The sequence below is a fragment of the Clostridium sp. 19966 genome, from assembly GCF_032335695.1.
Classification (GTDB): Bacteria; Bacillota; Clostridia; order Clostridiales; family Clostridiaceae; genus JACTOJ01.
Window position 1 is genome coordinate 112,455 of record NZ_JACTOJ010000001.1, and the last position, 14,385, is coordinate 126,839.

Here is a 14,385-nt window from a genome sequence, read left to right on the forward strand (position 1 = left end):
ATGATGGAGAAGAATTATATGAGAGTACTATATTACGATTGTTTTTGCGGAATAAGCGGTGATATGAATATAGCAGCATTGATAGATTTAGGAGTGGACAAAGAATATTTATTAAGAGAAATAGGGAAGCTTAATCTATCTTCTGAATATGAAATTAAAATTAATAAATCTATGAAAAATGGAATAACCGGTACTAAATTTGATGTTATATTAAAACATGAACATAATCATGAAGAAAATCATTCTCATGAACACCTTCATGAGGAACATCACACTCATGAAAAAGAGGAGCATGTTCATCATGGTGAACACAGAAATTTAAATGATATTGAAAATATTATAAATGGAAGCAACTTAAGCGATGTAGTAAAAAAATTGAGTTTAGATATTTTTATGAAAATAGCGTTGGCTGAAGCAGAGGTCCATGGAAAACCTATAGAGGAAGTACATTTTCATGAGGTAGGTGCTATAGACTCCATCATAGATATTGTCGGAGCTGCTATAGCAATAGACTATTTAAAGGTAGACAGAATTATGGCATCCACTGTTCAGGTAGGTGGCGGATTTGTAAAATGTGCTCATGGACTTATACCTGTACCTGCACCTGCTACAGTGAAAATTTTGAAAGATATTCCTATCAAATCAGGCATAGTGCCCTTTGAAACCACTACACCTACAGGAGCTGCTATCTTGGCAGAAAATGTTCAGGAATTTACTGATAAGATAGAATTTAAGATAGAAAAGATAGGTTATGGACTTGGTACTAGAGATTTGGATATACCAAATGTTTTAAGGGTATATTTAGGTGAAGAAAACAAGCAGGAAGAAAGAGAGGAGCAATATCTTCTTGAAACAAATATAGATGATATGAATCCAGAATTATATAGTTATACTGAAGAAAAATTGTTTGAAAAGGGAGCTTTAGATGTATTTAAAACCCCTATTATAATGAAAAAGGGAAGACCAGGAATAAAATTAAGTGTTTTAGTAAAAGGAAGTAAGGAAAAAGAAGTCTTGGATGTTATTTTTAAAGAGACTACTTCCTTGGGAGTGAGAAAATTTAATGTGGGCAAAATAATGCTTAATAGAGAATTTAAAAACATAAAAACTCCTTATGGAGAGGTGAAGATTAAAAATTCTTATTATGAGGGCAAGCTTGTAAAATACAAAGCAGAGTATGAAGACTGCAAAAAAATAGCTGCAGAAAATAATTTACCAATCTCAAAAGTATATAGAGAAGTAAATAGGCTAATAGAAGAAAATTTAAATATAGATTAATAGGGGGAAAAGGAATGTTGCTTGATGAAAAATTTCAATGTCTTAAAGATATAATAAAAGAAAAGGAAAGTGCTGCTGTGGCATTTTCAGGTGGAGTGGACAGTACTTTTCTTATAAAAGTGGCTCACGAAGTATTAGGTGATAAATTAATAGCAGTTACGGCGACCTCCTCTACTTACCCGGAAAGAGAATTAAAGGAAGCTATAAAATATGCAAAGGATATGGGAGTAAAGCACATTATCATTTCTTCGGAAGAGCTTGATATAGACGGCTTTGCTAATAATCCTACCAATAGATGCTATTATTGCAAGAAGGAACTTTTTACAAAAATAAAAGCTGTTGCTAAAGATAACGGAGCAGAATATATTTTTGATGGTTCCAATTTAGATGATACAGGGGATTATAGACCTGGAATGCAGGCTGCTAAGGAATTAGGGGTAGTAAGTCCTCTTAAGCAGGCAGGATTAACTAAAAATGATATTAGGGAATTGTCTAAGAAGCTAGGACTTCCAACTTGGAACAAGCCTTCTTTTGCCTGCTTATCTTCAAGAGTTCCCTATGGAAATAAGATAACTCTTCCTAAGCTAAAAATGATAGAAGAGGCAGAGCAGTTTCTTCTTGATATGGGAATAAGGCAGGTTAGGGTAAGGCATCATGGAGATATAGCCAGAATAGAAGTTTCCCCTGAGGAAAGAGAAAAATTCTTCAGCATTAAAATTATGGATGAAATAGGAGATAAGTTCAAAAATATAGGATTTACCTATGTAACCTTAGATATATTAGGATATAGAACAGGAAGCATGAATGAAGTGCTGAAGGAAGAGGATAAGTTTAAGCTTACACTAAATAATAAATAATGTGCCTTGTTTAGGGTAGATTGCAGGAGGCAACGGGAAAGATGAATAAATCTGATATAAAAAATTTGCTGGAGGATGTAAAAAATAATAAAGTAGATATAGAAGCTGCGGCAAAGGAAATAGAAGATTTGCCCTTTAAGGACTTAGGTTTTGCTAATATAGATAATCATAGGGAAATACGAACAGGGTATCCAGAAGTTATATATTGCTCCGGAAAAACTGTGGAGCAAGTAAAGAGTATTGTAGAATTTATGCTTACTAAGGATGATAATATTTTAGCTACAAGGGCCAGTGAAGAAATGTTTCAGTCAGTAAGAGAAGTATGCAGTGAAGCAAGCTATAATAAGCTTGCTAGAACCATAACCATCAAAAGAAGAGAAACTAAACTTACAGATAGTTATATTGCCATAATTTCAGCTGGAACCTCTGACCTTCCAGTGGTAGAAGAGGCAGCTGAAACTGCCATGATAATGGGAAACAGGGTTGAAAAAATTGTAGATGTAGGTGTTGCCGGCATACATAGATTGTTTGCAAGACTTGATGTGATAAGAGGGGCAAAGGTAGTAATAGTTATTGCAGGAATGGAAGGAGCTCTCGCCAGCGTTATAGGAGGACTTGTAGATAAGCCAGTTATAGCAGTTCCTACTAGTGTAGGCTATGGAGCAAATTTCAATGGACTTGCAGCACTTTTATCTATGCTGAACAGCTGTGCCAATGGAATCAGTGTGGTAAATATAGACAATGGATTTGGTGCGGCGTATAATGCTAGTATGATAAATAAGTTATAAATATATTTTTGCTTACGGGGAGGGGATTACAAATTAATAGGATATATAAAAAACGCAGTTGGCTTAATTATGCTATTGTGGTATTTTTGCTTCATGTTATAGGAATAGCTCTGTTGTTAATTAATGCGCACCAATATCCCCAAATTTTTGGTATGGCTTTACTGGTATATACTCTGGGATTAAGACATGCTTTTGATGCAGATCATATTGCAGCTATAGATAATACTGTAAGAAAATTGGTGCAGCAAAAGAAAGATCCTACAGGAGTAGGGTTTTTCTTTTCTATGGGACATTCATCTGTAGTATTTATTATGGCTGTAATAACTACCTTTGCTATGAGCTGGGCTGAGGTAAACATACCAGCCATAAAGGATGTAGGAAGTGTAATAGGAGCATCTGTATCAGGAGCCTTTCTTGTGCTTATAGGCATACTTAATTTATATATATGGGTTGATATATACAGAATATTTATAGACATGAGACGGGGAAAATTTAATGAGGACCATTTAGATAAATTACTATTAAGCAGAGGTTTTATTTCTCGTTTTGGAGGAAAACTTTATAAATTCATCAATAAAAGCTGGCATGTATATCCGCTGGGCTTCCTATTTGGACTTGGCTTTGATACAGCTTCTGAAGTAACTCTTCTGGCTATTTCAGCTAATGCAGCTACTCAGTCTATTCCTCCAAGCTTAATAATATCACTGCCAATCATATTTGCGGCAGGAATGAGCCTTATGGATACTGCAGATGGTATATTTATGACCACTGCATATAACTGGGCCTTTTCAACACCGCTTAGAAAGATATATTATAATTTGTCTGTGACAGGTATATCTGTGGTAGTGGCATTATTTATAGGAATCATAGAATTGACTCAGATAATCGCCCCTAAGTTAGGCTTGAACAGCGGAATATGGGCATGGATAACCGGATTGAATTTGGCTAATATTGGATATTTATTAGTAGCTCTATTTGTGGTGTTGTGGGCGGCTTCCTATGTTATATGGAAAACTCTTCATTTAGAAAGTGCCTAGAGTAAAATAAAATTAAATTATACCAATTGAGAAGTCGGAATGCTCTAAAAATGAGTTTTCTGACTTTTTCATTTTAAACGCATATTATTAAATATATGTATAATAATATATTTATTAGAATTATATTAAAGGAGTGTTTTAAATGGCAGTATCAAATGCAATGACAGCAGATTTTTTACGTTCAGCTTATGGTGGAGAAAGTATGGCTCATATGAGATATCTTATTTGGGGTGATGCAGCTAGAAAGGATGGATATCCTAATATAGGAAGACTTTTTGATGCCGTAGCTTATGCTGAACAGGTTCATGCTACTAATCATTTTAATGTGCTAAAAGATCAAGTTGGAGATAATACAGTAGCAGCTGGAGCTGTTTTTGGACTTACCAATATTGTTCAAAATCTTCAAGGAGCCATTGATGGAGAACTTCATGAAGTGGAGCAAATGTATCCTGTATATATAGAAACAGCTAAATTTCAGCAAGAAAAAGATGCTCAGAGATCCTTTCATTATGCTTTGGAAGCAGAAAAAATACATGCAAAATTGTTTACTACTGCACAGGAATCAGCAAAAGGTGGAAAGGATATACAGGATGATACTATCTATATATGCCCAGTATGCGGCTTCACAGAAATTGGAGATACAGTAGAGAAATGTCCAGTGTGTGGTGCCAGCAAAGACAAGTTTAAAGCTTTTGCTAAATAGAGAAGAAGATGATGATTTTTTATATGCTTTATAAGCATTTTTGTAATTAATACTAGGTAATAAAAACGTGTAATTAGTTTTGCTAATTTGTATAGAAAACCAATTACACGCTTTTAATTTAGGCTCTTTTCTTAAATCAGTATAGCATTAATTCACATTGGAGCTTAGAAACGAAAATCTCTTTTTCCATCTTTCATTTCAGTTAAATGTTCTTTAGCTATGGAACGAACCTTTTCGTTTGGTATATTCTCGATTTCTTTATTAATAAGGTCTTTTCCATGAACCTTAGTATCTTCAGAAGCATAGTCTTCTAGATATTCATTTAAAGTCATTAATGCATTTGGCTGACAGCAGTTTGCAATCTGGCCTGATTTAACTAGACTCATGAATCTGTCTCCAGTACGCCCTTCACGATAGCAAGCGGTACAGAAGCTTGGAATATAGCCAAGTTTCATAAGCCAATTTACGATTTCATCTAGAGTTCTATTATCATTTACGTCAAATTGAGCTGAGTTATCATCTTCATCTTCCTTTTCACTGTAACCGCCCACACTAGTGGAAGAAGCTCCGCTTATTTGAGAAACACCTAATTCGAGAACTTTTTCACGAGTAGACTTAGATTCTCTTGTAGAAACTATCATGCCTGTATATGGTACAGCTATTCTTATTATTGCTACTATTTTTGCGAATATATCATCTGAGATAGCATTGGAGAAATTAGCAGGATCTATGTCATCTGCAGGACGTATTCTTGGTACACTTATAGTATGTGGTCCAACACCCATAGCAGCTTCTAAATGCTCTGCGTGCATTAGAAGACCAACAAAATCATACTTGTACATGTTTAATCCGAACAATACACCTATACCCACATCATCTATGCCGCCTTCCATAGCTCTATCCATAGCTTCAGTATGGTAAGCATAGTCATGCTTTGGACCAGTTGGATGTAATTCTTCATAATTTTTCTTATTATAAGTTTCTTGGAAAAGTATATAAGTACCGATACCTGCTTCTTTTAGCTTTCTATAATTCTCAACAGTAGTAGCAGCTATATTTACATTTACACGTCTTATTGCTCCGTTCTTATGTTTTATGCTGTAAATTGTTTTTATGCTCTCAAGCACGTATTCAATTGGATTGTTTATTGGATCTTCTCCAGTTTCCAAGGCTAAACGTTTATGGCCCATATCCTGAAGAGCAATAACTTCACGTTTTATATCTTCTTGAGTTAGCTTTTTACGGCTGATATGTTTATTTTTATAGTGATAAGGACAATATACACAGCCGTTTATACAATAGTTTGAAAGATATAATGGAGCAAACATAACTATTCTATTGCCATAAAATCTCTGCTTAATTTCCTTAGCTAATTTATATATTTTTTCATTTTCTTCTTCCAAATCGCATTCTAGCAATACTGCAGCTTCCTTGTGAGTTAGTCCTTTGCAGTCCTTAGCTCTTTCTATTAAGCTGGAGATTAGCTCACGATTGTGTTTGTTTTTTTCAGCGTAAGCAAGAGTTTCTAAAATCTCTTCATCATCTATAAACTCCGTAGCAACTTTAGATTTCACATTATACATAAGCTTTACACCTCATTTAAAATTTATTTAATTTGGTCTGTAGATTCCTTCTCTGAGTCCTTTGATATTTTGGAATAAACTGTTTTAGTGTTCACATAAGGCAACATTCCAAGCTTTCCAGACAAAGCACTAATAACGTCCATAGGTGCATCAACGATGATACTAATTACAGAAATATTACGCTTGTGGTAGGGAATTCCCATTCTTCCTACGATATATTCACCATAATCATGCAGGATAGAATTAAGTTTTTGTACCACATCTCTGTTTTCAACAATAATTCCTATTTGGGCGATTCTTGTTTCCATGGCTTTAAAAATCCTCTCTAAATAAAAAATTCTTGCACCACAAGGCACAAGAGCAGTAAAGAACACAACAAAAGCACATCTTAAAAGCTATGCTTTAAAACATCACTATACTTTCGCCTTCTCATTTGGGACAAACCCTTATGCATTCAGTACGATATTTTTTTAACAATATAGAATAGGTTAGCTGAAAGATAAACAGAGCTTTATCTCAAACAGTTCACCAAAACATCAATTATACTGTACCATTATATTGCTGTTAAATGCAATAGTTTTTTAGATTAAAATACGAACTTAGATAAAAATTACAATAACATTACAAAAACAGTAAATATATTGATAATGATTTATTGGGAGTATAGTATGAAATTAAGGGAAGATAATATTTATATCTTAATAATATACTTGCAAATCTTTCACAATTCAAAAGCACTTTTGTTAGTATTTATATTAAAACAAATATGGTAAAAGGAGAGTAATTATGTTTTTATCATTTAATAAAAAATCAATTATGGGTACTATTTTATTTTTAATAATCGCAATAATGGTTGGATGTTCGAGTGGTGCACCTAAATCAGCTTCAGATAATGCAAGTGCCAATAAATCTCAGAATGCAGCACCACAGGTTACAAATTCTGAACAAAATTCTAGTAATACTTCTTCCGGTGATGGGGCAAAAAATAGTTCTAATACCAGTTCAAACACTAATGTAAAAACTGATTCTAAAAATAATAATCAAAAGGCATTAATAAATACTATAAAAACTTTAGCTCAGCAGGGCAAAGTTATAAATAGTGATTTTTCTTTAGGTATTAACATGGCATCGGTAGAACAAAAGTGGGGAAAAGCAGATAAATCAGAGTGGATAGCACAAGCTAAAGGAATCTATATAAGCTATTCAAAGCACAATATAGTTTTCGGAACTAATAAGGGGGCACAGATTTTTGAAATCAGATCCTTAGATAGCAGGCCTAATCAAATATCTTTTTCCACATTAAAAAATGTATTGGGTAAACCAGCTTATGATGTAAAATCAAATGGTGAAGAAATAATAGGATATAAAGCTAATACAAAATATAAAATTTTATTTGTGTTTTCTGAACCAAAAAAAGGTAATGAGAATCCTAGTTTAAAGCATTATTCCGTTTTATATCCTTCTATTACAGCTAATAGTATGGCAAGCGATCCAGGAAGAGAATGGTAAAAACTCAATCTCTAAGTTGTAGGTACTGAATACTGATATGATTAATAATCATATCAGTATTTTTATGCAGTTATTTCTGAATTGTGACAAAAAATAACATGTAATTACAATATAAAGTGGCTGATATAAAAATACGATAATAATATATAGAATAAATATTTAATTAAATTCAAATAATTGTGCAAAGATATTTTTAAATATTTGACTTAACTAATGCAGAAGTGGTGATTTTGATGAATAAATTATTTAGAACATTTATAGTAGGTTACAATTCAGGGAAAAAAAACGACATAAATTATAATCTTGAAGAAAAATATTTCGTAAATCCAATTTTAGAAGCTATGAGAATTACTATTATATACGGAATAGCAGGAGGATTATGGATTATATGCTCCAATGATTTATTAAGACGATTTTCCAATAATATAGATATATACGCAAAATTGGATACATACAAGGGGTTGGTATATTTATTAATAACCATGATGGTGATTTATTGTACAGTTTACAAGAGAGTTTTGCTATACAGTAAAGCACTTAAAAATGTGTACAGTAATAATGAGAGGCTGCTATCCTTAGAAAAAGAATTAAAGCAGCAATTTGAAAGCTTAGAGAAACAGCGTAATTTAGTAATTGCTAGCGAGCAAAGGTATAAATTGGCTGTTGAAGGAGCTGACTGTGGTATTTGGGACATAGATGTAGAAAAGGATGAATGGTATTTTTCACCAAAATGGAAAAACTATTTGGGCTTTGAAAATGAAGACATAAAAAGTTGCTTTGAACAATGGGTTGATCTTTTACATCCTAAAGATAGAGAGGAAGCTATTGAAAAATTTAATGATTTTATCATTTCTAGCAGCCAGCCCTATGAAAACATATACAGAATGAGATGCAAAAATGGAGAATACAAGTGGATGTTAAGCAAAGCTAAGGAAATAAGAAGCAGTGAAGGCAAAATAATAAGAATAGCTGGATCGCATACAGATATAACTAATCAGAAATTGACAGAAGAAAAACTTCATTTATTAGCCTATAATGATGTACTGACAGAATTGCCTAATAGGTATGCCCTTGAAGATTTCGTTAAAAAGCTAATTGACAGCTGCAAAAAATCTAATGAAAAATTTGCTCTAATTTATATGGATGTAGATAATTTTAAACATATTAACGATACTTTAGGGCACTTTACTGGGGATTTATTACTAAAGCATATCGCAAATATATTAAAATTCAATGTAAAACAGCCTGATATTGTTGCAAGATTAAGTGGAGATGAATTTGTGATCGTTCTTAATAAAATAAATAGCAGCAAAGAGGTATCAAACAAAATAGATGAACTGATAAAAAAATTAAAAGAACCATGGATATTGGATGATCAGAGATATTTTATTTCTTTTAGTGTTGGTATTGCAATGTATCCTGAAAATGGGGATAATATAGAGATGCTGCTTAAAAATTCAGATATAGCTATGTACTATATCAAAAAAAATATGAAAGATAATTATTGTTTTTATTTGCCTAGAATGCAGGAAAAAAGCTTAGAGCAAGTTAGGCTTATTAATGATTTACGACATGCCATAGATAATGAAGAATTTGTTTTATATTATCAGCCAATAATTGATTTGAAAACCATGAAGTTTATTGGCGTAGAGGCACTCATTAGATGGATTCACCCTCTAAAAGGACTAATACCGCCAATGGATTTTATACCATTAGCGGAAGAGAGCGGACTTATATATGATTTAGAGAAATGGATACTGAGAGCAGCATTTCAGCAAAAATCTAAGTGGGAAAAACTTAATAACATGAATATAAAGATATCTGTAAATATTTCTGGAAAAACAATTATTGATGAAGGTTTTGCTGGTGAAATAAATGAGCTGCTTTCTAAAACTGAAATAAAAAATTCTCAATTGCAGCTAGAGGTCACAGAAACAGCATTTATTGAAAAAATAGATTTATCCATTGAAATTATAAATAAAATTAAAAATATGGGAATTAAGATAGCACTTGACGACTTTGGAACAGGATACTCTTCTTTAACATATATTAAAAAGCTTCCAATAGACGTTATAAAATTAGATAGAAAATTTATAAACAGCATTACAAAAGAGAAGAAAGATAAATTTATTGTAGAGCATGTTATTAAACTTACTCACGAATTAGATTTAAAAATTGTAGCCGAAGGTATAGAAACTGTAGAACAGTTAGAATTTCTTAAAGCAAATAATTGTGATTATGGTCAAGGATATCTATTTAGTAAACCAGTAACAGCTGATGACATAGAAAAACTTGCACGATAATACTAATTTTTGGTTAATTTATACTATGGCAGTGTTAGGAGGGTGGATTAATTTATGGGTGATAAGGATATTATTACTATAGAGTTTATTGAAAATAATTTGAATATAATAAGAAGCTTATACGATTCTATAAGAGTGATAGATCCTCAAAGGAGAAAAATATTATTGTATAAGGATGGTGCTTTTACGGAAAAAGGTATACTATGTTTCAATGAATTAGATAATAAAAAGATGTGCAATAGCTGCATTTCCATGAAAGCTTTAAGCAGCCAAAAAACTCTTATGAGAATAGAAGATATAGGTAATAAGGTATACATGATTACATCGGTGCCGTTACAATTAAATGATAAAACGGTAGTTGTTGAAATGATTAAGGACGTGACAGACAGCCTTTTTTATGGGAGCAAAGTGAGTGATAAAAACTGTACAGTTAATAATATAATAGAAGAAATGAGAGCCGCAGCCATTAAGGATTCTCTTACGGAGATTTACAATAGAAGATTTATTGATGAAAGATTGCCTATAGATATGAAGCAATGTGCTAAAAACAATGAGCCAATATCTATAATAATGATAGATGTGGATTATTTTAAGGAAATTAATGATAATTTTGGACATACTACTGGAGATTTGGTACTTAAAGAATTCACAGAATGCTTAAGAGAATGCATAAGAAGAAAAAAGGATTGGATAGCTAGATTTGGAGGAGAGGAATTTTTAGTTTGTATACCAGGTGCTGATGAAAAAGAAGTATTAAATGTAGCGGAACGAATGTATAGTAACTTAAAAAATAAAAAATTCAAGCATAAAGATAAAGAAATTGAAGTGACAGCTTCCTTTGGCGTATATACATCAAGAAATGGAAATATATCTGTGAATGAATTATTAAATTATGCGGATGAAAAGCTATATAAAGCTAAGAAATACGGTAGAAACAGAATTGAATTCTAATACATTTATTAAAATTGCTATTGACATTAACGTTACGTAAAGGTTTATAGTTAGATTGTCAGGAGGCGATTCTATGGAGTATACAGTACAAAAGCTAGCTCTATTATCAGGTATAACACCTAGAACTCTTAGATATTATGATGAAATTGGAATCCTAAAGCCGGCAAGGATAAATTCATCTGGATATCGTATATATGGAGAAACGGAAATAAATATTCTTCAGCAGATACTTTTTTATAGAGAGCTTGGAATAGAGCTTGAAAATATTAAAGATATGATAAGTTCTCCGTACTTTGATAGAGCTAAAGCATTGAAAGATCATAAAAATAAGCTTCTTGATAAAAGAAATCAGCTAGATTTGTTAATTGAAAATATTGACAAAACTATGGCTGAAATTGAAGGGAGAATTTTAATGAGTGATAAAGAAAAGTTTCAAGGATTTAAAGACAAAATGATTCAAGATAACGAAGCAAGCTATGGAAAAGAATTAAGAGAAAAATATGGCAATGATACCATAGATAAAAGTAATAATAAATTAAAAAATATGACTGAAAAGCAATATGAAGAAATTACAAAGCTTTCTGAAGAAATCATGGAAAAACTTAAAACAGCCTTGGAAGCTGGTGATCCTTCCAGTGAATTAGCACAGGAAGTAGCAGGCTTGCATCATAAGTGGATAAGCTTCTATTGGGATAGTTACAGTAAAGAGGCTCACGCTGGACTTGCAAATATGTATGTACAAGATGAGAGATTTAAAGCCTATTATGATAAGCAGGGTAAAGGAGCAGCTGAATTTTTACGAGATGCTATACTAATATATACTGGAAAAATAAATTCCAAATAAAAAACTCCTTAGGGAGTTTTTTGCAATATATTAAAATATTTTAATAATACAGATAGAGTGTATCTTGAACATAGCGAGTTATATTTAAATTTTTGCAAGATTGGAGCAGGTGACAATTATTGTGGTGCTGCATTTATTGCTAAATGGTATGAAAGAAATATAAGAATATTCGGTAACATACAAAATATAACGGAAAACAATGATAGGATATTTGTTATGTTTGGAGCAGGTCATATAAAAATATTAAGCGATTTTGTTAATGAATATTCTCAAATGGAATTGGTGGATACAAATAAATACATATAAATAATATAATTTGAAAACTAATAAGGAAACAATATAAAAAATATTAATATATTCATATAAATGTTAAAAAGCTTTGATTGCTAAATAGGGCATATAAAAATTATAATAAAGTAAACGATATTATATGAGGTGTTAATATGATAAAAAAATATGATCCTATTAATAAAAAACTTCCGCATTTTTATCATGGAGGAGATTATAATCCAGATCAATGGCTTGATCATCCAGAAATTCTTGAAGAAGATATAAGGCTCATGAAACTTTCTAGATGTAACGCTATGAGCATAGGAATATTTGCTTGGTCCAAGCTTGAACCTGAAGAAGGTGTATTTAACTTCGAATGGATGGACAATGTAATTGATAAATTATATGCTAATGGAATATATACAGTTTTAGCTACTCCTAGTGGCGCTAGACCAACATGGCTGGCTAAAAAATATCCAGAAGTACTTAGAGTTAATGAAAATAGATTAAAAAATTTGTTTGGAGAAAGACATAATCACTGCTTCACTTCGCCAATATATAGAGAAAAAGTAAGAATTATAAATACGAAACTGGCAGAGAGATATGGAAAACATCCTGGAGTTTTACTATGGCATGTATCTAATGAATACGGTGGAGAATGCCACTGTGAACTATGCCAGAATGCCTTTAGAGAATGGCTTAAAAATAGATACGGCACATTAGAAAAACTTAACCATGCTTGGTGGACAGATTTTTGGAGTCATAAATATTCTGATTGGTCTGAAATAGAATCGCCATCACCTATTGGAGAAAATACTTTACATGGTCTGAAGCTTGATTGGAGAAGGTTTGTAAGCGATCAAACCATAGATTTTATGAAGCATGAAATAAAGCCACTAAAGGAAATCTCACCAGAGCTTCCTGTTACAACTAATTTTATGGAGTTATTTGGCGGTATAGACTATTTTAAAATGGCAAAAGAATTAGATGTAGTATCCTGGGATAGTTATCCCACTTGGCATAATGATGGTAAAAACGAAGATTTAGCTTCTAATGTTTCTATGATACACGATCTTACTAGATGTTTTAAGGGTGGAAAGCCATTTATGCTTATGGAGAGCACACCAAGTATGACTAACTGGCAGGGAATAAGTAAATTAAAGAAACCGGGAATGCATTTACTTTCCTCTCTTCAAGCAGTAGCTCATGGATCAGATACTGTTCAATATTTCCAGTGGAGAAAGAGCAGAGGTTCTTCAGAAAAATTCCATGGTGCGGTAGTAGATCATTGTGGACATGAAAATACAAGAGTGTTTAGGGATGTAACAGATGTAGGAAATGCTCTTACCAAACTAGATGAAGTATTAGGAACAACCTTTGATTCAAAGGTAGGAATTGTATTTGACTGGGATAATCGATGGGCTGCAAATGATGCAAAAGGACCAAGAAATATGGGACTTCACTATGAAAAAACGGTTCAAGAACATTATAGAGCTTTTTGGAAAAAAGGAGTGCCTGTAGATGTTATAGATATGGACTGCGACTTTTCAAAGTACAAGGTGCTTGTGGCTCCAATGCTATATATGGTACGTCCAGGAGTTGGAGAAAGAATAGAAAGCTTTGTAAAGGCTGGTGGAACTTTTGTTGCAACTTACTGGTCGGGAATAGTTAATGAAACTGATCTTTGCTTCTTAGGAGGATTCCCAGGACCATTAAAAAAGGTATTAGGAATATGGTCTGAGGAGATAGATGCTCTTCATGATGGAGAAACAAATGAGCTTATAATGAATGAAAGCAATGGGATCAATTTAAGTGGAAAATTTGAATGCATAGAGCTATGCGATTTAATTCATTCAGAGGGAGCAGAAATTTTAGCAACTTACGGAAAAGATTTTTATGCTGGAATGCCTGCTTTAACTGTAAATAGCTTTGGAGATGGAAAAGCTTATTACATTGCTGCTAGAACTAAACAGGATTTTAATGATGCATTCTACGGAAAGATAATTGAAGAAGCAAAGCTTGAAAAGTCAATAGAAGCGAAACTTCCTGAAGGAGTAACAGCTCAGTATAGAATAGATGGAGAAAATAAATATATATTTGTAATGAACTTTAGTAATGAAGAAAAGACCATAGAATTAAAAGAAGCTGATTATACTAATTTATTAACTGGAGAAGCTGTAGAAAAACAAATGGTTATAAAGCCTTATGGTATAGAAATACTAAAATAAACATATATAGCAGAGACAGCTTTAATAGTGTTGT

Annotated in this window: 13 protein-coding genes; 11 read left to right on the forward strand and 2 right to left on the reverse strand. The window is 32.4% G+C overall.

Annotated features, from left to right (window positions below; translation table 11 throughout):
* Positions 1-18 precede the first annotated feature (18 nt).
* The 5 genes from larC (at position 19) to IAI10_RS00475 (ending at position 4,663) form a co-directional block, all read left to right on the forward strand.
* On the forward strand, positions 19-1,278 hold the full coding sequence (gene larC / locus IAI10_RS00455; protein WP_315671334.1) for a nickel pincer cofactor biosynthesis protein LarC: 1,260 nt from the start codon (positions 19-21) through the stop codon (positions 1,276-1,278).
* Positions 1,279-1,292: 14 nt separating this feature from the next.
* Positions 1,293-2,135 carry an ATP-dependent sacrificial sulfur transferase LarE gene (gene larE / locus IAI10_RS00460; RefSeq protein ID WP_315671335.1) on the forward strand — a complete coding sequence of 281 codons (843 nt, stop codon included), beginning with the start codon at positions 1,293-1,295 and terminating at the stop codon, positions 2,133-2,135.
* A 41-nt stretch (positions 2,136-2,176) separates the two neighbouring features.
* Positions 2,177-2,923, forward strand: coding sequence for a nickel pincer cofactor biosynthesis protein LarB (gene larB / locus IAI10_RS00465; RefSeq protein ID WP_315671336.1), 747 nt, complete (start codon positions 2,177-2,179; stop codon positions 2,921-2,923).
* Between the two features lie 86 nt (positions 2,924-3,009).
* Positions 3,010-3,960 carry a HoxN/HupN/NixA family nickel/cobalt transporter gene (locus IAI10_RS00470; RefSeq protein WP_396334326.1) on the forward strand — a complete coding sequence of 317 codons (951 nt, stop codon included), beginning with the start codon at positions 3,010-3,012 and terminating at the stop codon, positions 3,958-3,960.
* 142 nt (positions 3,961-4,102) lie between these two features.
* Complete coding sequence (locus IAI10_RS00475; RefSeq protein ID WP_315671337.1) at positions 4,103-4,663, forward strand: rubrerythrin family protein; 561 nt, start codon at positions 4,103-4,105, stop codon at positions 4,661-4,663.
* Positions 4,664-4,827: 164 nt separating this feature from the next.
* Here the strand turns inward: IAI10_RS00475 and hydG are convergent, their stop codons facing one another.
* Together hydG and IAI10_RS00485 are read right to left on the reverse strand one after the other, a co-directional pair.
* Complete coding sequence (hydG, locus tag IAI10_RS00480; protein ID WP_315671338.1) at positions 4,828-6,246, reverse strand: [FeFe] hydrogenase H-cluster radical SAM maturase HydG; 1,419 nt, start codon at positions 6,244-6,246, stop codon at positions 4,828-4,830.
* A gap of 23 nt (positions 6,247-6,269) precedes the next feature.
* Positions 6,270-6,554, reverse strand: coding sequence for a TM1266 family iron-only hydrogenase system putative regulator (locus tag IAI10_RS00485; protein WP_315671339.1), 285 nt, complete (start codon positions 6,552-6,554; stop codon positions 6,270-6,272).
* A gap of 478 nt (positions 6,555-7,032) precedes the next feature.
* On the opposite strand from IAI10_RS00485, the gene IAI10_RS00490 reads away from it, so the two are divergent.
* The 6 genes from IAI10_RS00490 (at position 7,033) to IAI10_RS00515 (ending at position 14,351) form a co-directional block, all read left to right on the forward strand.
* On the forward strand, positions 7,033-7,755 hold the full coding sequence (locus IAI10_RS00490; protein ID WP_315671340.1) for a YjgB family protein: 723 nt from the start codon (positions 7,033-7,035) through the stop codon (positions 7,753-7,755).
* Positions 7,756-7,988: 233 nt separating this feature from the next.
* On the forward strand, positions 7,989-10,058 hold the full coding sequence (locus IAI10_RS00495; protein ID WP_315671341.1) for an EAL domain-containing protein: 2,070 nt from the start codon (positions 7,989-7,991) through the stop codon (positions 10,056-10,058).
* Between the two features lie 54 nt (positions 10,059-10,112).
* A complete protein-coding gene (locus tag IAI10_RS00500) occupies positions 10,113-11,009 on the forward strand; it encodes a GGDEF domain-containing protein (RefSeq protein WP_315671342.1) in 897 nt (298 codons plus the stop codon).
* Between the two features lie 73 nt (positions 11,010-11,082).
* Complete coding sequence (locus IAI10_RS00505; protein WP_315671343.1) at positions 11,083-11,853, forward strand: MerR family transcriptional regulator; 771 nt, start codon at positions 11,083-11,085, stop codon at positions 11,851-11,853.
* A gap of 27 nt (positions 11,854-11,880) precedes the next feature.
* Complete coding sequence (locus tag IAI10_RS00510; protein WP_315671574.1) at positions 11,881-12,159, forward strand: DUF5694 domain-containing protein; 279 nt, start codon at positions 11,881-11,883, stop codon at positions 12,157-12,159.
* A 137-nt stretch (positions 12,160-12,296) separates the two neighbouring features.
* Positions 12,297-14,351, forward strand: coding sequence for a beta-galactosidase (locus IAI10_RS00515; protein ID WP_315671344.1), 2,055 nt, complete (start codon positions 12,297-12,299; stop codon positions 14,349-14,351).
* The last annotated feature ends 34 nt before the right edge of the window (positions 14,352-14,385 follow it).

Bases quoted from the DNA above. Each gene is read 5' to 3' on its own strand.
- larC (WP_315671334.1), top strand. From the start codon at position 19: ATGAGAGTACTATATTACGATTGTTTTTGCGGAATAAGCGGTGATATG.
- larE (WP_315671335.1), top strand. From the start codon at position 1,293: ATGTTGCTTGATGAAAAATTTCAATGTCTTAAAGATATAATAAAAGAA.
- larB (WP_315671336.1), top strand. From the start codon at position 2,177: ATGAATAAATCTGATATAAAAAATTTGCTGGAGGATGTAAAAAATAAT.
- IAI10_RS00475 (WP_315671337.1), top strand. From the start codon at position 4,103: ATGGCAGTATCAAATGCAATGACAGCAGATTTTTTACGTTCAGCTTAT.
- hydG (WP_315671338.1), bottom strand. From the start codon at position 6,246: ATGTATAATGTGAAATCTAAAGTTGCTACGGAGTTTATAGATGATGAA.
- IAI10_RS00485 (WP_315671339.1), bottom strand. From the start codon at position 6,554: ATGGAAACAAGAATCGCCCAAATAGGAATTATTGTTGAAAACAGAGAT.
- IAI10_RS00490 (WP_315671340.1), top strand. From the start codon at position 7,033: ATGTTTTTATCATTTAATAAAAAATCAATTATGGGTACTATTTTATTT.
- IAI10_RS00495 (WP_315671341.1), top strand. From the start codon at position 7,989: ATGAATAAATTATTTAGAACATTTATAGTAGGTTACAATTCAGGGAAA.
- IAI10_RS00500 (WP_315671342.1), top strand. From the start codon at position 10,113: ATGGGTGATAAGGATATTATTACTATAGAGTTTATTGAAAATAATTTG.
- IAI10_RS00505 (WP_315671343.1), top strand. From the start codon at position 11,083: ATGGAGTATACAGTACAAAAGCTAGCTCTATTATCAGGTATAACACCT.
- IAI10_RS00515 (WP_315671344.1), top strand. From the start codon at position 12,297: ATGATAAAAAAATATGATCCTATTAATAAAAAACTTCCGCATTTTTAT.